Annotated in this window: 17 protein-coding genes; 7 read left to right on the top strand and 10 right to left on the bottom strand. The window is 42.4% G+C overall.

Going from position 1 to position 23,190, the window contains the following annotated elements:
- Window position 1: 1 nt before the first annotated feature.
- From QF042_RS09615 to QF042_RS09585, 7 genes are read right to left on the bottom strand one after another with little or no spacing between them, the layout of a single operon-like run.
- Window positions 2–2,014, bottom strand: a complete 2,013-nt coding sequence (locus QF042_RS09615) for a glycoside hydrolase family 3 N-terminal domain-containing protein (protein ID WP_307527676.1) — start codon at window positions 2,012–2,014, stop codon at window positions 2–4.
- 6 nt (window positions 2,015–2,020) lie between these two features.
- Window positions 2,021–3,094: a dipeptidase gene (locus QF042_RS09610; protein ID WP_307527673.1), complete on the bottom strand. Its 1,074-nt coding sequence runs from the start codon at window positions 3,092–3,094 to the stop codon at window positions 2,021–2,023.
- An 8-nt stretch (window positions 3,095–3,102) separates the two neighbouring features.
- Entirely contained in the window at window positions 3,103–4,215 is a 1,113-nt protein-coding gene (locus QF042_RS09605; protein ID WP_307527671.1) for a D-TA family PLP-dependent enzyme, read from the bottom strand.
- Window positions 4,216–4,225: 10 nt separating this feature from the next.
- Window positions 4,226–4,696, bottom strand: coding sequence for a RidA family protein (locus QF042_RS09600; RefSeq protein WP_307527669.1), 471 nt, complete (start codon window positions 4,694–4,696; stop codon window positions 4,226–4,228).
- A 1-nt stretch (window position 4,697) separates the two neighbouring features.
- A complete protein-coding gene (locus tag QF042_RS09595; protein WP_307527667.1) occupies window positions 4,698–6,014 on the bottom strand; it encodes a gluconate:H+ symporter in 1,317 nt (438 codons plus the stop codon).
- Window positions 6,014–8,296, bottom strand: coding sequence for a glycoside hydrolase family 20 protein (locus QF042_RS09590; RefSeq protein WP_307527665.1), 2,283 nt, complete (start codon window positions 8,294–8,296; stop codon window positions 6,014–6,016). The genes QF042_RS09595 and QF042_RS09590 overlap by 1 nt, the downstream gene beginning before the upstream one ends.
- 17 nt (window positions 8,297–8,313) lie before the next feature.
- Entirely contained in the window at window positions 8,314–8,649 is a 336-nt protein-coding gene (locus QF042_RS09585) for a hypothetical protein (RefSeq protein ID WP_307527663.1), read from the bottom strand.
- 217 nt (window positions 8,650–8,866) lie between these two features.
- On the opposite strand from QF042_RS09585, the gene QF042_RS09580 reads away from it, so the two are divergent.
- Genes QF042_RS09580 through QF042_RS09550 form a run of 7 tightly spaced genes read left to right on the top strand, consistent with a single transcriptional unit; the run spans window position 8,867 to window position 17,363 of the window.
- Window positions 8,867–10,114, top strand: a complete 1,248-nt coding sequence (locus tag QF042_RS09580; RefSeq protein ID WP_307527660.1) for an efflux RND transporter periplasmic adaptor subunit — start codon at window positions 8,867–8,869, stop codon at window positions 10,112–10,114.
- 10 nt (window positions 10,115–10,124) lie between these two features.
- Window positions 10,125–11,579 carry a TolC family protein gene (locus tag QF042_RS09575; protein WP_307527657.1) on the top strand — a complete coding sequence of 485 codons (1,455 nt, stop codon included), beginning with the start codon at window positions 10,125–10,127 and terminating at the stop codon, window positions 11,577–11,579.
- A gap of 26 nt (window positions 11,580–11,605) precedes the next feature.
- Window positions 11,606–12,271: an ABC transporter ATP-binding protein gene (locus tag QF042_RS09570; protein ID WP_307527656.1), complete on the top strand. Its 666-nt coding sequence runs from the start codon at window positions 11,606–11,608 to the stop codon at window positions 12,269–12,271.
- 9 nt (window positions 12,272–12,280) lie between these two features.
- Window positions 12,281–13,513, top strand: coding sequence for an ABC transporter permease (locus tag QF042_RS09565; RefSeq protein ID WP_307527654.1), 1,233 nt, complete (start codon window positions 12,281–12,283; stop codon window positions 13,511–13,513).
- A 13-nt stretch (window positions 13,514–13,526) separates the two neighbouring features.
- Window positions 13,527–14,711 carry an ABC transporter permease gene (locus QF042_RS09560; RefSeq protein WP_307527652.1) on the top strand — a complete coding sequence of 395 codons (1,185 nt, stop codon included), beginning with the start codon at window positions 13,527–13,529 and terminating at the stop codon, window positions 14,709–14,711.
- Between the two features lie 20 nt (window positions 14,712–14,731).
- Window positions 14,732–16,105 (top strand): sigma-54 dependent transcriptional regulator, encoded by a 1,374-nt coding sequence (locus QF042_RS09555; RefSeq protein WP_307527650.1) that lies wholly within the window; start codon window positions 14,732–14,734, stop codon window positions 16,103–16,105.
- Entirely contained in the window at window positions 16,089–17,363 is a 1,275-nt protein-coding gene (locus QF042_RS09550; protein ID WP_307527648.1) for a PAS domain-containing sensor histidine kinase, read from the top strand. The genes QF042_RS09555 and QF042_RS09550 overlap by 17 nt, the downstream gene beginning before the upstream one ends.
- 121 nt (window positions 17,364–17,484) lie before the next feature.
- Here QF042_RS09550 and QF042_RS09545 read toward each other — a convergent pair whose 3' ends face one another.
- From QF042_RS09545 to QF042_RS09535, 3 genes are all read right to left on the bottom strand, one after another.
- Entirely contained in the window at window positions 17,485–17,811 is a 327-nt protein-coding gene (locus tag QF042_RS09545) for a hypothetical protein (protein ID WP_307527647.1), read from the bottom strand.
- A gap of 249 nt (window positions 17,812–18,060) precedes the next feature.
- Entirely contained in the window at window positions 18,061–20,973 is a 2,913-nt protein-coding gene (locus QF042_RS09540) for a glycosyl hydrolase 115 family protein (RefSeq protein ID WP_307527645.1), read from the bottom strand.
- 279 nt (window positions 20,974–21,252) lie between these two features.
- The gene (locus tag QF042_RS09535) at window positions 21,253–23,187 is read right to left on the bottom strand and encodes a RagB/SusD family nutrient uptake outer membrane protein (protein WP_307527643.1); all 1,935 of its coding nucleotides are present in this window, start codon (window positions 23,185–23,187) and stop codon (window positions 21,253–21,255) included.
- Between the last annotated feature and the right edge of the window lie 3 nt (window positions 23,188–23,190).

Genomic DNA, 23,190 nt, shown 5'->3' with positions numbered 1-23,190 from the left:
CTCAGGCCGAAACCGAAACTATATATAGCGGTTTAGCATCACCTTCCAGGTACGGTCTTCGCTGGGGGCTCATTGCATTGTAATAAACCGGCAGCTGCCCCACTGATTTTGGAAAAGATATGGGCAGCCTCCCTGCAGGATTATAATCGCCAAATAAAACATCTGCAATAGCAGTTCCCCCACCCTGTCCCGGATACCAGGCATTTAAAATGGCATCTATATTTTCGGCAGCATAATTTAAGTTCAATGGCCGCCCCATAATCAAGACCAGGACGATAGGCTTTCCAGTTTTCTTTAATTCACTTAAAAGCTTTGTTTGATCGCCAAGCATATCGAGTGTAGAGCGGTCAAAACCTTCACCACTTTCCATATCAGAGAGTTTTCCTTCCGATTGTTTTACATTTGCCGCACCCGAATCCTGATATTCGGTTTTAAAATCCCTGGCACTTGAGCCTCCCAGCACCACAACTGCAGCATCAGCCTCACGGACTAAAGCTACCGCAGCTTCGATATCATTTGAGCTGGTATCACGTATATCACAGCCTTTGGCATAAGTGACCTGTACAGCATTTCCCAGCTTGTTCTTAATTCCCTGTAATACGGTAATCACGTTTCCCTGATCCTGTGGAGCAGTATAATCACCTAGCTGGTTGTAAATATTATCTGCATTCGGGCCAATAACTGCCAGTTTCTTTATATTTTTATTTAAGGGCAAAAGAGCACCCTTATTTTTAAGCAGGATGATCGATTCTCTTGCAACCTGCGCCGATAAATTTATCTTTTCAGCGTTCCTAACCAGGGCTAAAGCTTTTGAAGGATCTACATAAGGCTTTTCGAACAGGCCCATGTTAAATTTAATCCGCAGTACGCGGCTTACTGCAGTATCTAAAACTGCTTTTTTCACCTGACCACTTTTAACCGCTTTTATAAGTGATTTCCCGTAACCATAGCCACTTAAATCGGCATCAAGGCCTGCATTAATGGCCAATGCCGCAGCGCCTTCGGCATCAGCAGCCACATGATGATTATTATAAAGTCCTGAAATGCTTCCTAAGTCTGAAATGCTGAAACCCTTAAATTTCCATTCTTTAATCAGCAGTTCTTTCAGGAGATAAGGGTTGGCAGTACAGGGAATTCCGTCAATCGAATTGTAAGCCGTCATCACCGAAAGTGCACCGGCATCTACTGCAGCTTTAATGGGTGGAAGATAAAACTGGTTGAGGCCTCTTAAACCTACCGCAATGCTTCCACCATTATGCCCACCTTCCGGAGCACCATAGGCGGCAAAGTGTTTTAATGTAGATACCACGTGATATCCGCTTTTTAAATCTGTACCCTGAAAACCCTTCACCATGGCCACTCCCATTTTACTGATCAGCCAGGGATCTTCGCCATAAGTTTCTTCCACCCTCGACCACCTGGGTTCTCTCGCCAAATCAAGCACCGGGCCATATCCGATATGTCCGCCCTGTAAACGCGTTTCTTCCCCAATTGCAGCCCCCATCTTTTCAATCAGCACCGGGTTCCAGGTACTCGCCTGGCCCAGGGAAGTTGGAAAAACCGTGGCACCAATGGCCATGTGTCCATGTGGGCATTCTTCAGCCAATAATATAGGGATGCCCAGCCTGGTCTGCTTCATTGCATATTTCTGGATGGCATTCGTCGCTTTAGCGGCCAATTCGGGGTTTAAACCGTTTGATAACGTTTTTTTGGTCCAGGGATCGGCCCTTAATGTAGCCCAGAGCATCCCGGTAAATTCTTCTTGAAGTGTCTTTTTGAAAGCCTCACTTACCCCGACCTTGTTTCCTGTTTTTTCATACATCGGCCAGCCAAGCGGAGTAGAAATCTGCCCCACTTTTTCTTCCACCGTCATCCTTGAAAGGAGATCGGCAATGCGTTTTTCAGTTGAGGACTTTGGATTTTGATAAACTGCGTCTTTATTTTTCTTTTGGGCGGAAATGCTTCCGCTGAAAACCCATAAAAATAAAACGGTACAAACTGTTATTTTCTTCATGTTGATTTATGCTTTCCAGGCCTTACGCAGAAACCTGATCCAGTTGCCATGCATTAAATTTTCGACATCATCCTTACTGTAACCCCGTTTGGCAAACAAGGCCGGGATTTTATCCAGATCGACAATGCTTTCCAGATCGTACGGGCACTGCTCTCTACCAAATGCACCATCTAAATCAGAACCGATACCCACATGGTTGGCATTGCCTGCAAGCTGGCAGATGTGATCGATATGATCAATCATCACTTCCAGGTTACAGTTCATTTCTTTTGGGGTAGATATTCCCCTTTGCCACCCCGGAACCATCATCCAGGCATCTAAAGCACCACCAATTACTGCACCTCGTGTAATTAATGCTTTTATCTGATCATCGCTAAACTGACGGTTATGCTCCACCAATGCCCTGCAATTGTTGTGTGAGGCCCAAACGTGACCATTAAAATGATCGAGCGCATCCCAAAAACTATCATCGCATAAATGCGTGGCATCAAGAATAATATTGAGCCTTTCCATTTCGGCAAGGAGCTCGTAAGCGCCGGGACGTAGTTTGCCGGTAGCATCTGTGCCCTGTGCATATCTGCCCGGACCGTAATGGGCGGGACCAACAGCCCGCAATCCTTTATCATAAGCCCCTTGAAGATAATCGACAGAGATAATGGAATCGGCGCCTTCCAGACTTAAAATATAGCCAATAGGTTTTTTTTCGGTTGGCGAGTCATCCTTCCATAAAGCAAGATGTTTTTCTAAACTCAACAGATCGTTCACCTGGCGCATTTCACCGGCATCTTCCATGGCCTTATACCACGCCAGCTGGCCTTGGGTTTGTGCCCATGCCTGCCCGGGAGAATGCCAGCCGGGTAATGGGTTATCTGGCGCCACAAATCTGGCAATCTGGGTGGCTACTACCAGACCAATATTACCTTTGCGAAGTTCAGGCAAAGATACGGTTGCCTTAGCCCTGTCGGGTTTATCAGTAAGTCCCTGTTCGCGTGCATTTATTTCAGCCAGCGGACGTGTTAAATCACGGTTCCATTCCAGCGCATTCATACTTAAATCAAGATGGGCATCTATCGTAAACATATCAGGGCTTATATCGTTATTTTTCTTTTTCTTGAACTGATATTCCAGATTTGATCAGCATGAGCTGAAGAAACGGAAGTGGCATTTTCGTAAAGGGCTACCGTTGGACAAATGTGATAAGGTAAACCATAGAGCAAATCGCCTATTTGATAGGGGTGATTTTCTCCTGCATCTAATACCAGGTGTTCTTCACTCTGACTAACCGGAATAAGTTCTGGTGCGTTCAAAAAAGCTACCCTTTTATCGAGCGGTTTTTCTGCGGCTACGGCTTTATGTCCAAGGTCGCAGCAGATCAGATTACTTTCGGGTAAGGAAACAATTCTCGATATCACCAAAGCTGCAGTAAGAAACTGCTGCTCTTTAAAGGCATCCTGATAACCTTTGTCCCAAAGCGCAAAAGTACCCGGACTACAATCAAAAACAGTTTGTGTATTGTAAACCGTAAAAGTTGGTGTTCCGCCGGCAATGATAATTGGTTGCTGGCTAAGCCTGTTATTGATTTCCGTACTTAAATGGTTGAGCACATCGATAATTATGCTGGCTTTTTCGGTACGTATGGCGAAATCGTTATCATGAATGTGACCATCATAGGCATGTAAACCTTTTAAAACTAAGCTATCTATTTGACCAATCTTGGCATACAGTTCCAATACGTTTCCCGGAAGGATCCCCGTGCGGTCCATCCCCACATTTACATCGATAAACACATCGCTTTTCAGCCTATTGCTTTGAGAAAGCGCAGCCAATACCGCTGCGGCGCCTACATTATCTACCAAACAACTAAACCTGGTAAGTGGATATTGTTTTTGTAGCCTTATAAACCGATCTACATTGGGGCCAACTGGCTGATAGGCAAGCAATACATCAGCTGAGCCACACAAAGCCAGCATTTCTGCCTCGGCAATGGTGGCACATTTAAATTTCGAAATGCCGGCATCCATCAAAAGTTTGGAAACCTCGGCAGATTTATGCGTTTTAACATGTGGGCGCAAACGATCTTTATCATCGATCATCGAGATTAGCAGCTGAATGTTTGCTTTGATCCGATCTTCGTAAAAGACTAAACCGGGTGACTCAACCGAGTCAGGCCGCTCCAAATGGTACCATTGCTTTTCCGTCATGGTCTAAGATTTAATACAGTTCAAATAAAGCTTCAATTTCTACCGGGATATTATCTGGCAGTGAGCCAAAACCCACGGCACTGCGCACACCGATCCCATTTTCACTTCCCCAAACTTCGGCAAAAAGTTCGCTGCATCCATTAATGATAAAAGGATGTTTTTCAAACTCGGGCGTACAGTTTACCATGCCCAAAACCTTAATTACCCTTTTAATTTTATCCAGGCTTCCTAAATTCGTTTTAATGGTTGATAGCATGGTTAAACCCACTTGTCGTGCAGCGAGTTTTCCCTCATCCTGATTAAGATCAGATCCGATGCGACCAATAATCAACGATTTATCATCCCTCACCGGACCATGTCCACTCAGGTAAAGGTATTTTCCGTCAATCAGATAAGGTTTATAAACACCCAAAGGTGCAGGTGCTGGTGGAAGGTTTAGTCCAAGTTTTTCAAAGCGTGCATCAGCTGTTAAATTTTCCATATTATGATATCATTGTTTTAAGTAAAAGTACGCCGGCCAGCCCTGCTGTGCCGACTATTGATTCCATTAAAGCCCAGGACCGAAAAGTATCTTTAAGGCTTAAATTAAAGTATTCTTTAAACATCCAAAACCCGGCATCGTTTACGTGCGAAAACATTAAACTACCTGCACCTACGGATAAAACCATCAGGTTTGGGTTGGTATGGGTGGCCACCATCAATGGCACAATAATGCCTGCGGTGGTTAAGCCGGCAACAGTTGCAGAACCTACGCAAAAGCGGATGAGGGCGGCAATGAGCCAGGCCAAAAACAAGGGCTCAATCGATAATCCCTGTAAATAGGCAGCAATTTCGTTACTTACCCCACTTTCTGTCAAAATCTGCTTTAATGCCCCCGATCCGGCAATAATCAATAAAATCAACGCGATATCTTTTAAAGCCTCACCATAAATAGCGGAAAGATATTCCATCTTTTTTCCTCTCGAAATCCCTAAAAAATAACTGGCCAAAATTAAAACGATTAGCATAACAATAGAAGGATGACCCAAAAATGTTACTATCGGAATGATGGATGAACCTGGATGTAAAAACAAGGGAAGAAAAGACGCCAGGCCCAGGAGTATTACTGGTAATAAAGCTGTAAACAGACTGATAAACGTGCCCGGCAATTCACTTTCAGGCAGTTCTTTTGCAACGAAAGAGGCCATTGGTGTGGACGGGATTTTTTTTAGTGTTTTTGCAAAAAGTGGTCCACCGATTATAATTGCTGGTATAGCAACCAGCATCCCATAAAACAAGGTAAGCCCCATATTGGCTTTAAACTGTACTACCAAAGCAGATGGTGATGGATGTGGGGGTAAAAAACCATGGGTAACCGACAGCGCCGCAAGCATAGGCAGGCCAATATATAGCGCTGGTAGTTTATAGCGGTAAACCACAGAAAAAATGAGCGGCACCATGAGTACAAAACCAATTCCATAGTATAAGGGAATACCAATAACAAAACCGGTGATCACCATTGCCCATTGGATGTGTTTAGTACCAAAAGCATCCATCATTACCTTGGCGATTTTTTGCGCCGCTCCACTCTCAGCAACTAACTTTCCGAGCATTGCACCTGTAGTAATGATAATCACCAATGACCCTAAAACATCGCCCATTCCTTTTTCCACTGCACCGGCAATTTTTGGGAGTGGCAATCCTAAGCTGATGCCGGTGAGTACAGAAACAATCAGAAAAGCCAGAAAAGCATTGATCTTAAAAACAGAAATCATTAAAATCAATAGCGCAATGCAGAGAAAAACAATTATTATAGTCATTAATTTACAATTATTTCATCAACCATTAACCAGGCATTACCGCCTGCACCGTACTCACCTTTTGGAATGATGCCTTTATTTACCGCTATTATCCTCACATATCTGGCATTAACAGGATTAATTTTCTGTTTAAAGCGGTTGATTCCTTCCACAGGAAATTCAGTCTGTTTATAAACCTGCTGATAATTTTGTCCATCTTCAGACACTTCGAAAGTCAACTTTTCCGGTGCCCACATTTTCTGCCAATGGTATTTTAATATCCCGATCCCAATTTCTTTAACCTGTTTTGCAGTGCCCAGATCAACTACTGCTTCAAAGTTATTCCCGCTAAACCCAAGCCATTCACTGGTATTGTACAGGTAAGTTCCGGCTATCCCATTAACCAGGCGCTGTTTATCTATGGCATAACTCCCTGTAGGCAGGTTCTTAATTGAAACGGTCTTCCCTGTAGCCAGGCTTTGGGTAAAATACTGCTCAAAAACGTTTCCTTTTTGTATTCCTTTGCTAAAGCTTGCAGCCTTTAGGTTTACCAGATCAGTAATAGCAAAAGGACTATTATAAACTGCACTCATTATATTCGGATACGTGCCATCAAGGGTGTATCTGATGGTTGCATCAGGCAGATCTGTTTTTAGTTCATATTGCAGATGCTGAAGATTTGTACTCCCGGTAATATCAGTATTGCTTTTTGCGTAATTAAACTGCTTTAAGAACCGCTCATGACTACTTAAACGATTTAAAAAATCGCGGTAATTTTTCCTTTCATTTTTACTCCAGGCCACCTCAGCCAAGGCGATAATCCTCGGAAAAATCATATGCTCGGCTTTTTCGGCATCAGGTAAATATTCCGACCATACGTTTGCCTGCACACCTAAAATATACCGTTGATCTTCCGTATTAAGCGCTGCAGGTAATGGATTGTAGTGATATACCTTGCTTAATGGCGTAAAGCCACCTGCAGCAACCTGCTCAGATTTATTTTGCGATTGGTAATAATCAAAATACACATATTTCTCTGGTGTCATAATTACATTGTGCTTTAGCTTTGCTGCCGCAATTCCACCTTCTTCTCCTCTCCAACTCATTACTGTAGCACCTGGTGAAATACCTCCCTCTAAAATTTCGTCCCAACCGATGATTTTCCTTCCTTTCAATTCCACATGTTTTTCCACTCTTTGGATAAAATAAGACTGAAGTTCATGTTCATCTTTTAAATTTTCATCTTTAATACGTTTCTGGCACTTGGGGCAAACTTTCCAACGGATTTTAGGACATTCATCGCCACCGATATGAATATATTTACCAGGGAACAGATTGATCACCTCATCCAATACATCTGCTATAAATGCAAAGGTTTTATCGTTACCGGCACAAAAAACGTCGTCAAAAACGCCCCAGTAAGTGGCTACCTGGTATGGTCCGCCTGTACAGCCCAATTCGGGATATGCCGTTAAAGCTGCCAAAGCATGGCCGGGCATTTCAATTTCAGGGATCACCGTTATTTTTCTTGCCATAGCATAAGTCACGATCTCTTTAACATCTTCCTGGCTGTAATAACCGCCATAGCGCTGACCATCAAAAAGATGCGGTTCGGTACGTTTGTGACCGATCAGTGTTTCATTTCTCCAGGCAGCGGTACGCTGTAGTTCAGGATATTTTTTGATCTCCATCCTCCAACCCTGATCATCGGTAAGGTGCCAGTGGAAAGTATTTATTTTATAAAAAGCGAGCACATCCAGCCATTTTTTAATGGTCGCCGTACTGAACATGTTGCGGCTTACATCAAGATGCATACCGCGGTATGAAAATTCAGGGTAATCTATTATTTTACATGCCGGAACCGACAACTGTCCGGCTTTTGACTGGTGGATGATCTGGATAAGTGACTGTAGTCCATAAAATAACCCTGAACCATCTGCAGCCGTAATTTTCACTCCAGCAGCGCTCACTTCTAATTCATATCCTTCTGCATGTTTGACCTTTGCCGGGTCGATAAGCAAATAGATACCATTCCTGGCAATAGCCGCAGTTTGAATAGATTTTAAATTGATCCCCGTAAGTGCTTTAACATAGGTTTTAAGAAAATCGGTATTGGCCAGAGCTGATGTTGTGCCGGAGAAAATCTGTGTTTTTGAGTTGATATAAAATGATCCTACCCTTTGCTCCACAGCAACCGGCTTAGGGATAATATGAATCTGCTGCGCAAAACTGCAAAGGCAAACAAACTGCAGTATAAGGTTAAGAAAAGCAAACAAACGGTATTTAAAAAACGTCTTTTTCAAAAGCTCCATGATTTATATTAATGCAAAATAGGGATTATTTTACTTTCACCTTCTATACTTACATTTTCCTGAATAGCAAAACTTTTATATTCGTAAGCCATCTCTTTTTTAAGGTTCTTCAATAAAACTTCGTAACTACCGTCGGCATTTATCTTAACAAGTGCTGTTTTTTTCCAGTCACCAGCATAAAGCGTTTCCACCTGCCCGCGGTAAGGACGGTAATAAAATCCCGCCTGCTCAGGCCTGGTGGTGGTATAATTTAATACTTTTCCTTTCAGCACTGTACCTTGTGCCACAGCTTTAGATAATCCGGTTTGCAAAATAGCGGCTTCGGTATCATTGCAACTTCTCATTTCTCACAACAAGCAATAGCTATCAGTTGCAGGCCTTCTTTCGCCACCTTGCCGCAGGTAAGCATAGTGTTCTAAAATCCTTCCTTTCTTTATGTTCGGTTACAAACAAAATGTTCGATATCGGGCATTTTTAATTTCCAAAATAAACATAAAAATCTGGTCAGCAATTACTTAACAATGGCATCGCTATTGTAAAGCCAGGTATAAACTATTTTAAATGGACAAACTCATAGAAGAAGAAGTTTCTTCGAAAAGGAAGAAAAAAACCTACCTCATTATTTTTACTGTGATCATCACACTAGCAGCCACCATTTGGTGTGTCAGGTTCTTTTTCAAACCATCCTTAACCCTGTCCGACTTTACCACAGCCAAAGTACAAACCGGCATCATCGAAAATACTGTTAATGCTACCGGTGAGGTACTTCCCGAATTTGAAGAGGTTTTAACCAGTCCTATTAACGCATCGATAAAAAATGTGCTGATGGATGCCGGTAACAAGGTAAAAAAAGGACAATCGATCCTTTTACTCGATAAATCAGTGAGCGAAACCGATTATGGCAAGCTCCAGTTTCAAATGGAATCAAAAGAAAACGAGATCCGCAAACTAAAACTCGACCTGGAGAAAAGTTTTTATGATATCCGGTCGAACAACAGCATTAAACAATTGCGGATCAGCAACCTTAGCGATGCCGTTTCTTCGGCAAAAAGGTTACTGAAGGCTGGTGGTGGAACCAAAGAAGATGTTGAAGCAGCAGAACTGAACCTGAAAGTGGCCGAACTGGAAAAGCTTCAGCTGGAAAACGAGATCAGGAGCAAACAGCAAACCATGAAAATTGAAATCAGGGAAGCAGAAATTTCGCTGGCCATCCAACGGAAAGACATGGATGCCTTAAAACGCAAACTCGATCTGGCTGATGTAGCTGCCACCCGGCCTGGTGTAATTACCTGGGTAAACAAAAACATAGGTGCCAGCGTACATGAGGGTGATGCATTGGTGAGGATTGCCGATTTAAGCGGGTTTAAGGTTGCCGGAAGCATGTCTGACAACCTGCTGGATAAAATCCATAACAACATGACTGCCATTATCCGCATTGGCAATACGCAGTTACGCGGATCGGTAGTGAATATATCACCCTCGGTAAACAATGCCATTGTTTCTTTCGAAATCCAATTGAACCAAAAAGACAGCAAAGAACTCCGGCCAAACCAAAAAGTTGATGTTTTTTTGATTACGGCCACCAGAAACGGTGTTTTGCGATTGGCTAATGGCCCCGCATTTAACGGGTCAAACCTTCAGGAAGTTTTTGTGCTTAAAAATGGAGTTGCCGAACGCCGGTCTGTTAAAACCGGCCTGAGCAATTTTGACTATGTAGAAATCCTGAGCGGACTAAAAGCGGGCGATGAGGTAATGACTTCGGACATGAGCGATTATAAGAACATGAAAACGATTACCATCAGTAATTAGGATTATGAAAATGAAATTTTTACTAATGACTTTGTTAACAACCTTTAGTTTTAAAGGGTTTTCCCTTCAAAAAGCAGATACCCTTCGGTTAACGCTACAACAGGTGGTAGAAATGGCAAAGGCCAATTCTATTGCCGCCAAACAGGCCATAACAGTTAAAGAAACCAAATACTGGGAATGGCGCACGTTTAAATCTAATTACCAGCCTCAACTGGCTCTAGAGGGTGTTTTGCCGGGATACACTAAAACTTACACACAGGTGCAACAGCCAAACGGAACCATTCTTTTTCAGCCTGTACATTACGATAACTCATCGTTAACCCTAAATTTCACCCAAAGTATTGCTGCCACCGGCGGAACCGTTTATGGCACCACACAGTTACAGCGTTTTGATGATTTCGACAGGAAAAGTGTGCTCTATAACGGAATCCCATACGGAATCGGCTATACACAACCCCTGCTTCAGTTCAACAGTTTAAGGTGGGACAAGAAAATAGAACCGTTAAAATTCAATGAAAGCAGACAGGTTTTTATAGAAACGCAGGAAAAGATCTCGATTACAGTTACCGAGTATTTTTTTGATTTATTATTGGCACAGGTAAACCTAAACATTGCCAATTTAAACTATGCCAATACCAAACGCATTCTGACCATTGCCGATACCAAATTCGAACTGGGTAAAATTTCCAAAAATGAAATTTTACAACTTCAGCTGGAAGTTTTAAACGCACAGAAAGCGGTAGGAACGGCCAGGCGCGATGTTGAAATTGCAACCCTGAACTTGCGGAGTTATATTGGCATTGAAGGTAACGACCGGATTAAACTGGATATGCCTTCGGTGGTGGCAGAGATGACTGTGGCTGCCGACAAAGTATTGGCAGAAGCTTTCGAAAACCGCTCGGAAGCCATTGCCTTTATCCGCCGCCTGGCTGAAGCAAAAAGAGACGTAGCAAAGGCTAAAGGTGAAAACGGTTTAACCGCCACTTTAAGGGCCAACCTGGGATTCTCCAACGCGGCCAACAGCGCATTTGATATTTACCGTTCGCCAAAAAACCAACAATCAGTAGAGTTACAGCTTTCTATTCCAGTGATGGATTGGGGAAGATCGAAATCGCGTACCAAGACGGCTCAGGCCAACGAACAGTTTACCACTTATGCCGTTGAGCAGGACAAACAGACTTTTAAACAACAGATTGTAACACAGGTAACGCTTTTTAATATGATGAAAGAACAGATCCAGTTGACAGATCAAGCAGAAAAAATTGCGACCGAAAAATACAAAATAGCCAGCGAACGATATGTGTTGGGGAATTTAAGCATCACGGACCTTAGTATTGCCTTTCAGGAAAATGACAGGGCTAAACGCGATTATGTTTCCTCTCTCCGCGATTTCTGGGGGGCCTATTATCAACTCCGTTACCTATCGCTATATGATTTTGAAAAAAACAGAAAAATCACCTATTAATAAATCTTAATTACTAATTATACATTATGATACGCTTACAAAACATTGAAAAAGTTTACCGGACCGATACGGTAGAAACACTCGCCATCAACGGAATCAGCCTTGATATTGCAAAAGGTGAATTCCTTTCCATTATGGGTCCGTCAGGCTGTGGCAAAAGTACACTGCTTAATATTATGGGTTTACTGGACGAACCATCCAGGGGGAACATTAAAATTGATGAGCAGGATATCAGCCGGTTCTCGGATCAAAAACTGGCAAAATTCAGAAATCAGAAACTTGGTTTTATTTTTCAGAGCTATCACCTCATTAATGATTTAAGGGTTTTAGATAATGTAGAACTCCCTTTATTATACCGCAGTTCATCTGCTAAAGAGCGTAAAATACTGGCTACTGCAGCGCTGGAAAAAGTTGGATTGAGCAACCGCTTAAAACATTTTCCTACGCAGCTTTCTGGTGGTCAGCGGCAACGTGTGGCCATTGCAAGGGCCATTGTGGGCAATCCGCAGATTATTCTGGCCGATGAGCCTACCGGAAATCTGGATAGTGCGATGGGAAATGAAATTATGGATATCCTGATCAACCTGAATAAAAATGAAGGCACTACCATTGTGATGGTTACACATGATGAAAATATGGCGCATAAAACGCACCGACTGGTACGATTATTTGATGGTTCACAAGTTCAATAAGCCCTTATTATGCTAAAAAACTACTTTAAAATAGCCGTAGCTGTATTGAAGCGCAGAAAGTTCTTCACCTTCATCAGCCTGTTCGGGATCAGCTTTACCCTCACCATTTTAATGGTGGTTACTGCGCTCGTTGATAAAATGATCAGCCCGGATTATCCTGATTATAAAAGGGACCGTTCTTTATATATAGAAAGAATTGAAATCAAAAATTCTAAAGAGGGTTGGATGAACAGCAGCAATGTGTCCGTATATTTTTTGGAACGCTATGTATCTACCTTGAAAAACCTGCAGAAAATGGGGTTTACCTCCAGCGCTAAAGCATCAAATGCTTATGTAAACAATAAAAAACTCGTGATCAATTATCAATATACCAATGTAGATTACTGGAATGTGCTTGAATATAAATTTCTGGAAGGAAAAGCATTTGCACAAAAGGAAATAGACAATGCAGAACTGGTGGCCGTGATTACTGAACAAACCAAGAAGGCTTATTTTGGTGATGAAACATCGGTTGTGGGCAAATATATTTCTGCTGATAATATCAACTACAAGGTAATTGGAGTGGTTAAAAATGTATCAGAAACGGTTCGCAATTTTAGCGGAGATATGTATTTACCCTATACCATTTCGAAAGATAACCGCGACAATCAAAATATAATGGGCGGCTATAATGCAGTGCTGCTGGCAAAAAGTAAAGCGGATATACCTAAATTAAAAAAGGAGTTTGACCAGATGGTAAAAAAAGTACCAATTCCAAAAGATTTTGATAAACTATACTGTAATGCCGATCCGTTTTTTACCAGCGTTAGCAGAAGGATCGGAGGCGATTCTACAAATGGTGCAGTTACAAAGGTAATTATTTTGGCCAGCGGCTTTGTACTGCTGTTCTTGTTACTGCCAACCATCAATCTGGTTAACATCAACATCACCAGGATTATGGAACGTTCATCAGAAATCGGTGTCCGTAAAGCATTTGGCGCCTCTTCAAAAACATTGGTTTATCAGTTTATTGTAGAGAACATGATCCTCACCTTTCTTGGTGGATCTATCGGCATAATTCTTTCACTCGTTGTGATTGCACTCATCAACGGAACAAATTTTATTTCTAATATAAACCTCACTATGAATTTCGCTGTACTGTGCTATAGTTTTCTTGCCTGCTTGTTTTTCGGACTGATTTCTGGCGTTTACCCAGCCTGGAGAATGTCTAAAATGAATGTAGTTAAAGCACTTAAAGCCTAAATTAAAAGATCTTATGATGTTCAAACACTTATTTAAATTAATATGGAACAAAAGGAAACAGAACTTTCTCTTTCTTTCCGAAATCCTGATTTCTTTTCTCGTGATATTTGCTGTTTTTTCTTACCTCACCTATTATTACCAAAACTACAGCAAACCACTTGGTTTCGATTACAAAAATGTTTGGTCGGTTTCCTATAGCAATGGTCAGCTTTCAAAAGACCGCGATTCGCTGGTTATTTTTTATGATAACCTTACAAAATCATTAAAGTCTATGCCGCAGATTGAAAATATAACATTTTCAAGTTCAAATTACCCTTATTCTGATAGTTTTATGAGTACAGGTTTAACGCATAACAGGCGAAAATACGATCGTGTGAGCAACTTTATGGTAGGCGATGATTACCAAAAGGTATGGAATGTTCCGCTGCTGGAAGGAAGATGGTTTTTACCAGAAGATGCGGTTACTAAAGATAAAGGCGTAATTATTAACGAAACATTGAAAAATGAGATGTTTGGCAGCCAAAAGGCTGCAGGTAAACTGATCGGCGATTTTGATGACAAAAACAAGTTAAAAGTTATAGGCGTTGTAGCCGATATTAAAGCCAATGGCGATTTCCAGCCAGGAAACAATGCCATGTTTAGCCGGTTGGATACTGGATATTTAAGATGGACAGGCACACTTTTGATAAAAGTACGTCCGAACGCCGATGCCACATTTGAGAGCGGGCTTTATAAGTTTATGGCAACCGCTACACATGGTGCCATTGAAATACAACACGTGGATGAAATGCGTGATTCGAGAAATAAACAGACCATTACCCCAATGGTAATTTTTATCATCATCGCTACTTTTCTTATCATTAATGTAGCGCTGGGCTTATTTGGCGTTCTGTGGTACAATATCAATAAAAGAAAGGGAGAAATCGGTTTACGCAGGGCCATCGGCGCGAGTGGCCGCTCAGTTTCTTATCAACTGGTGCTGGAAGCTTTGATATTGGCGACCATATCGTTAATCGTTGGCTGTTTCTTTGCCGTTCAATTTCCACTGCTAAGCGTTTTTAATATCCCGGCAAGTGTTTACATGGTTGCGATGTTATTATCGGTATTATTTATTTACCTATTGGTTTTGTTCTGCTCGTTGTACCCCGGCAAACAAGCGGCAGGCATCCATCCTGCTATTGCATTGCATGAAGAATAATACTTATCTTAACTTCGCTTATGATATTAATTGTTGATGACGATATAGCGGTCCGAACTTCACTTTCACTTCTTTTAAAAAGCACTGGAAATGAAATTATTACTGCAGATAGTCCTGCGCAGGCTTTTGAGGTTTTTAAAACCCAAAAGCCTGAACTTGTTATCCTGGATCTCAATTTTTCTATTGATACTTCAGGAAAAGAAGGTATGCAACTGCTCAAAAAAATAAGAGCCCGCGATACAGCTTTACCCATTATACTGATAACAGGCTGGGCCAGTATCGAATTAGCGGTACAGGGCATGAAACTCGGCGCCAACGATTTTATCAATAAACCCTGGAGCAATGATTACGTACTGCAGTCAGTTGATACTTTATTACAGCTAAACGGTAAAAAAGCCCTATCCAGAAGCAGAAAAGAGCTGGATAAAAAGTACCATTTTAAACAGATTATTGGCGAGGATCCAGGTTTGTTATCGATTCTCGAAACCATTGGTCGCGTGGCCTCAACCAACGCCTCTATATTGATTACGGGCGAAAGCGGAACGGGCAAAGAACTGATTGCCGAAGCCATCCACGAGAACAGTAACCGCATAAACAAGCCATTTGTAAAGGTTAACCTGGGCGGTATTTCTTCTTCTTTATTTGAAAGTGAAATGTTCGGTCATGTACGGGGTGCCTTTACCGATGCCCGTTTTGACAGAACAGGCCGCTTTGAAATGGCCAATAAGGGCACCATATTTTTAGATGAAATCGGCGATCTGGAAGCTTCAAGTCAGGTTAAACTGTTAAGGGTATTGCAAGACCGCACCTACGAGGTTTTGGGAAGCAGCCGTACCAAAACCGTTGATACCCGGGTGGTTTGCGCCACCAATAAAAACCTGAACGAAATGGTAGCTTCTGGCCTCTTCAGGGAAGATTTATTATACCGGATCAATTTAATCACCATTCATCTCCCTGCCTTAAGAGAACGTCCTTCAGATATTCCCCTGCTTGTTAATTTCTTCATCAATAATATGAAAGAGATTTATAACCGCCCTGATTTATCTGTTTCGCCACAGGCCATACGCTGGCTGCAGCAACTGCCCTTGCCCGGCAATATCAGGCAGTTAAAAAACCTGGTAGAGCGCACTGTTTTAATCAGCAGTAAAAGCGAATTGGGTATTGATGATTTCGGGTCGCAGTTAAATTTATCGCCACAAAAAAATGAAAAAGTAAAATTACCCGGTGTGGGCACCATGACTTTAGATCAAATGGAGGCCGAAATGGTTAAACAAGCGATGAATTTTCATAAAAACAGGATTACCAAGGCCGCAGCATCTTTGGGTATTACCAGAAATGCTCTATACCGCAGGTTAGAAAAATATCAAATTCCCTTTAATGAAACTGAAGACTAAGTATACCCTTTTCCTGGTTATACTCCACCTTACCTGCCTGGTGATGAGCTATTTTATTTTTAAAGAAAATAAACTCATTTTCCTGCTTACAGAGGTTTTTATTCTCATTTCGATAATTATTTCGCTCAGTTTGTATAAACAGTTAATTGCACCCCTTACCTATTTAAGGCAGGGCATTTCGGCCATAAAGGATAAAGACTTTAACGTTAAATTTCTTTTAACCGGTAAAAAAGAAGTTGATGAACTGGTGGATGTGTATAACCGGATGATCGACGAATTGAGAACAGAACGCACCAAACAGCAGGAACAGCATTTTTTTCTCGAAAAGCTGGTACAAACTTCTCCAACCGGAATTATTATATTGGATTATGACGGACAGATTAAGCAGATTAACCCTAAGGCGACCGAAATTTTAGCCGATAATCCGAACCTGCTTGAAAATCAGCTCCATGGGCTGAAAATAGGAAGTTCTAAAATATTACGCGCCAATGGGCTGCATACTTACAAAATACAGAAATCGAGATTCATAGACCGCGGTTTTGAACGTATTTTCATCATGATGGAAGAAGTAACTGCAGAGATTTTTGCTGCAGAAAAAGGTGTTTACAGTAAAGTGATCAGGATGATGGCACACGAAGTAAACAACACCATTGGTCCGGTAAATTCCATAATCAACACCGCATTATCACAACAAAACCTTTGGTTAAAAGATGACGATTTTCACCTCAGAAATGCCATGAAGGTAGCGGTAGACCGTAACCAGAACCTAAATGTTTTTATGCGCAATTTTGCCGATCTGGTTAAACTACCGGAAGCAAACCGAAAGAGAATAGACCTTGTGGCACTTCTTCGATCGGTATCTGAGTTAATGTATTACCCCGCAAACGAAAAAAATATCATCATTAAGACTGAAGTTAATGATGATTCCTATTTTATCTTTGCTGATGCAGAACAGATGGAACAGGCATTGATCAATATTATCAAAAATGCAGTTGAAGCCATCGGTGAAACAGGTACGGTAAAACTTTCCTTAGATCAATCTCAGCGGACTCTGATCGTTTCGGACACCGGAAAGGGTATTTCTCCGCAGGATACTGAACAACTGTTCAGCCCGTTTTTTAGCACCAAAAAAGATGGTCAGGGAATTGGCCTTACACTCGTACGTGAGATCTTGTTGAACCATGGTTTTGAATTTTCGTTAAAAACCCTAAAGGTTAATGACACACAATTTGAAATCAGGCTGACGCCTGTTTTGTAAAACTGGTGATCGAAACTCCCGACAAACTCAGGATCGGTAAGCGGGCAACAAGACTAAGAATGAGAACTGATCAAGCACTATTTTAAGTGCTTTACAATATTTCGGCTTAGTTTTGCAGCACTCACTCTGCCTGGCTCAGACCTTCGTGGGCTTGTATCCCTTCGCGAATGGCATGCAACGCTGGTAGATCGAGTTCGCACCCCTGGCTTTCGCAGTGGGTGTGGTTCCTCCCGTCCAGGATGATGGTGCCAATAATCTCTCCATTTTCTGATATTTCATACCGGGCATTGCCCAGGGCTCTGATGTCATAAAATTTGCCATGATCTCCTATAGCAACTTCTATTCTGAATTGTTCCATGTTGTATTGTTTTAGTGATTCGGAATTGTTCTTTTTCAAACGAGGTATTGCCGCTGTTATTTCCTGCCATAAATCTTGGCCCGAGTTCATCTGTTTCTACTTAAACTGCGGCATCCCAAAGTCCCTTTGTCTTCTCTTCTGATTTGGCCTGCCTCTGGTTTTTGATTGCTCCCATATCTCTATTTATATTCAACAATCTATAAGAGAAATGGTTCGAAGCCCTGCGATTTTCAATAGTAGCAAGGCTTTCCTTGCCTGATCCTATTTTTTGCAGCTTTCATCCTAGCAAATATTCCGACAAGTGATGCATGTAATGCAATCTTTGGTAGTGCAGCAGGGCTATTGAACAAGCTTATTTTCTTGCGGGCCTAAATAACTAACTGGAAGTTCCCCCTTGTATATGATTATTTTCTCTAATACTACTGCCGGATCAACCATCCATATTTTTATAGTATGCCTGCCAGGGGTTTTAAGAAAATGTGAAGAAGTAAGCGTTCTTGCATTATCCATGACCGCGTTTGCCCAACTGGCATCAGATCCTGAGGCGCTAGGCTTGGCTACAATAGTCAGAATTTGAGGTGCCGCGCCATCTACAGAGATTCCAACCTTTAACCCTTCCGGGGAGAAATTTACAGTCGGCCCCACTACAAGATCAATTTTAACCTCCCCGTTTTCAGAAAAGAATACCGGATATTCCAATGCCGGGGTACCAGGTTTTTCAAGCGAAGCTGAGGTGACAGGAAAAATCGACATACCTGAATCTCCCCTTCCATAACCGGGTATAACTTCCCAGCTGACTCCATTCCTGGTTATCTTCTTACTTGCCCGGAAAGCCTCAAATGCAATTGGTGCACCTAAACTTGCAAAAGTTCCTTTTGCCTCTGCAAGCTGCTTAAGTGTGGCCTTGTTGGCCTCCACTTTAACCACCACCCGGGTCAAATCATCTGATATTTGTATTTTACCTTCATGCTTTCCACTGCTAAGTTTGGTCCAGTCTATATCCACCAGTACCCTGTAGTCATTTGTCCCGGGAATGCTTTCCTTTTTCAAACGAATCCAGTTATCGGATTGCAGATAAAAGTTGATTGGGGCGGAGCCTTTTGCAAAAACTTCAAAGTAGGACTGAAATTTGTTTAAGGATTCGAATTGCGGAAGAGCGGGCGCTGGAACGCTTGAAGGCCAGCTACCGGATGAACCATCAACGGCTACCCCGAAGTCCGATTTTGAAGGAACCTGGATTTCATCTGTTTTGGGCATGATATTTTTCCTTGGATCATTCCAGCTGGTATAACCAATCCTGACTTGATCCATCATATGATTCCACTTACCACCCGCTATTTTTTGATTGTATTCATCACTAAGCTGCTGATCCTGTTTAAAAAGATCAAAAGCAAGGTTACGCTGAAGATTTGTGGCAGCCCGTCCCTGCTTGAAATACAGCCTGTTTTTACCAACGGCAATATATAAATCCGTCACCGTTTTCATGGCCTGGATTGGGTAGCGTACCAATTGATAGAACGCATCTTTGTATGGCTGTGGCAACTTTTTATTCACCTGCTCTGCTCTGTCGCTTAATGCCTTCCATTCCATGGCTACGCGCTGCGCTTCGCTGAAGTTTATCAGACTAAAAGTTTCGGGGGCCAGCAGTTCAGGTTTGCGCCTGGTCGTATATTTGGAGTACAGACGCACCAAATCCGCAATTTCTTTCGCCTGGCCTGATCCAAATTCACGTGTTGCCCACTGTAGCAGAAAATCAGCAAGCTTTTCACGGCTCATCGCTTTGGGATTCCATGCCATCCGTAAAAAGAACTCTATCGGAATCTCCATTGGTTTCAGATCACCAACATTCACCACCCAAATACGGTCGGCGCCATAATTATAGGCCAGATTCATCTGCTCCCAAACCTTTGGCAATGAAGTTGTATTGAGCCACTTATAATTTCTTGGCGCACCAACATAATCAAAATGATAGTATATCCCGGATCCTCCGCTACGCTTGCGCTCCTGGGCGGTGGGCAAATGCCTTAAGTTGCCCCAGTTATCATCAGCCCATAAAAGGGTGATGTCATCAGGAATTTTCATTCCGAAATCATAATAATCTTTTACTTCTTTATATAAAGCCCAGAGCTGTGGAACTTTTTCTACGGGCTGCTCCATATTTTCAGAAAGAATTTTGCGCTGCTCAGTTATAACGTTTTCCAGTAGTTTAACATTGGATGCCATGTCTCCACCTTCCACCATGGGTTCATCTCCATCTCCCCGCATCCCCATGGTCACCAGGCTTTCATAGTTTTTGTTTCTTTTAATCCCCTCTTGCCAGAAAGCATTCAGGCCCTGCGGGTTTGTTGCGTAATTCCAGGCTCCAATCCCATGTCTTTTCCATTCCTGCTGCGCGCGGATCATCGGTTCATGATGGGAGGTTCCCATCACAATACCATATTCATCGGCGAGACGTGGGTTTTCCGGATCATCTTCATTAAATGCATTGCTCCACATGGCTGGCCAAAGGTAATTGCCTCTCAGGCGAAGCAGCAACTCAAACACATGGGCATACATCTTACTGTTCATCCCGCCAAACTTTTCTTTAGCCCATCCCGTCATTGCCGGCGCTTCATCATTAATAAATATCCCGCGGTACTTCACTGCGGGTTCTCCTGAACTGTAACTTCCGGAAACCGCAAATGCACTTTTCCGGATTTTTGGTGGAACATCAGCCCACCAGTGCCATGGAGACACCCCCAACTGCTCCGATAGTTCATATACACCGTATATCGTTCCCCTTTTATCACTTCCTGCAATAACCAGGGCCTGATCAACACCATGAAATGGATTTTTGATGGTCGATATGATAAAACTCTCCCACTTGCCTGAAATGGTGGATTTGTTGAGTTTTCCTGAGCTGATGAGTTGATCGATGAGCTTGTTTTTGCCCAGGGTTCCGATAAGAATGACTATTTTCTCCGAAGGCCTGACGCTTTTTAATTCTGGTTTTATACCCGACACGCTGAAAAAGTCCTGACCTAAATCGCCAATTGCCCTTACGACACCCTTATAATCATTCCTATCATAAAAAATATTTACCGCTCTTCCCTTTTCTATCAGTGCAACATCTTCTTTATTATTTCTGGTATCATAAATAAATTGTTTTTCCAAACCCAAACTTGTCTGCGCTTTCGTATGATTAACCCAAAAAGTAAAAAGGATAAGAAGCACCAAGAAAATCTGGCTTGTTTTTAAAAAATTAGCTTGCATTACTGAAATAAATTAGGTTCTTGATTTATTGCTATTTGATTGAGCGAATAGATATTTTAGATATTGAAGCAGCGTCTTGGCTGTTGGATTTTTTATTTCCGGAAAGAGCAAACAGTTGTTTTAAATACTTAAACGAAAAGACCGCCTAAGTTCATCAATCAAACTGCCAGGATTTCATCTACACAAAAGTCTCCTGGTTGCAGAATAACCAGGATAGTTGACAAGGAAAAAAATGAGCGGCATCGATTGACGCCACCCATCCACTAACCAATAGTATTTTTAATACCCAGGATTCTGGTAAGCCTTTTTTTCTTCTGCACTCATCTGCATCCCATCTATTTGCGCCTGAGGAATAGGACGCAGATATAATTCAGGAGTAATGGTACGGGTAACGGTTTGTGGCGTGTGATCGCCATAGTTAATTCCTGCAATTGTATATGTTGAAGAAAGCTCGGCCCATTTTTGGGTCCGGATCAAGTCATATCTACGGTAGCCTTCTGCATAATATTCTCTTGAGCGTTCCGCCAAAAGATAATTAATATCAATTGTGGCTGGAGTAGCCGCGATCATCGCAACGCTATTGTCTGCAACCTTAGCCACGTTCCCATTATTATCAAAACGCCATTTACCAGCTCTTGCACGAATAACATTAATCAGTTCGCGGGCACTTTTGCCAGCTTTAGTTGTTGCTCCTTTTACCGCTGCTTCTGCTGCAACAAAGTAAAGTTCAGAAAATTTAGCTACCGGAAAAGGGCGTGTGCTACCAGCGTTTGGTTGTCCCAGTCCTGTACCGTTATCGGTACGATAAGGCCCCAGTTTCCAAAGTCCCGGATAAACGATTCTGCTGATTCCTCCCGGAGCCACCACATAATCAGCTCTTCCAGGCAGAATACCTGCCCCTACATTACTAATTCCAGCACCCGTTGGGTAAACGATTGCAGCGTTATCCGTATTTAGAAAAGTCAGTACCGCATCTCCCGGAACGACCGATAATCCATTTGCATTAACTAATGATGCTGGTGCACTTGATGGCGGATTGTAGCCCTTAGGCCAGTTACCTCTGTAAACGGTGGTGAAAGTACCATCATATCTGGAATCCAGTGTTTTATCAGCGAAGGTATTTTTCAATACTTCAATGGTTGGTGCCATACGGTTCCATGGACGTCCTAAATGCTGCTCGGCTTCACGCTGAACGGAGCTAATGCCTCCACTACGGATATTCGGATAGTTCCAGGTCATCATCCAGCCTGCAAAATTATCTGGTGCACCGCCGCTTCCAAAGGTTAAGCTGCCACCATTGAATTTCTCACTCGTCTGGGTATGATCGGCATACAATAACATTTCTTTGTTACGGTCGTTCACCGCCCAATTGACATCATAATAGGTATCCATCAGCCCAAATGTACCTGGGTTTTCAATTGCAGCAGTAGCAACATCATAAGCCTGCTGGAAATACCAGCTCGCATCGTGTCCATCGGGGTCGGTTCTTGCAGACGCCGGATAAGTTGGAATATTATTGGGATTTTGCAACCACCACGCATAGGTTAAATAAGCTTTTGATAAAAAAAGCTGTGCAGCAACCTTAGTTACACCGCCCGTAACCCTTCCCGTTGAAGGCAGGTCGGCCACAGCTTTTATAAGATCAGGAAATACCGCCTTGGTATAAACCGCAGGCACTGTATTTCTTACAGAAGTCCTAACCGGATTGGTATTAAATTTTAATTCCCCGGCGCCTAAATCGAGTGGAACTCCACCAAAAGTTTGCACCAAAAGAAAATAATCGAAAGCACGGAAGAACCTGGCCTCAGCCACAAGTGCATTTGATATACCCGCTGCACTGGCGTTTTCGATTATTCCACTGGCATTGTTAATGTTTGGAAATGCTTCACTCCACAATACACTGCTGGGATAACTTGTTGATAAAATTGATCCCACCCCAGAGCAGTCCATATCTTTAAAGTTTCCATCAGCATCCTTACCCCAGGTGGCCTCATCGGTACCGGTTATTAAAGAGTTATAAAAATAAGACTGACCATACATATTTCGCAGGTGAGCGTACATCGCTGTTAAGCCTCCGTTTACGCCGGTAACAGTTTTAAAATATTCGGGTGTAAAAATGCTGCGCGGTTCTTCTTCCAGAATTTTGGAACAGCCTGAAGAAATTACCATTAGTAACCAAATACCTGCAATGGCTTTTATTTGTATATTTTTCATATC

It is taken from the genome of Pedobacter sp. W3I1, assembly GCF_030816015.1.
In the GTDB taxonomy this organism is placed as follows: domain Bacteria; phylum Bacteroidota; class Bacteroidia; order Sphingobacteriales; family Sphingobacteriaceae; genus Pedobacter.
This window is presented reverse-complemented; position numbering and strand designations above follow the sequence as displayed.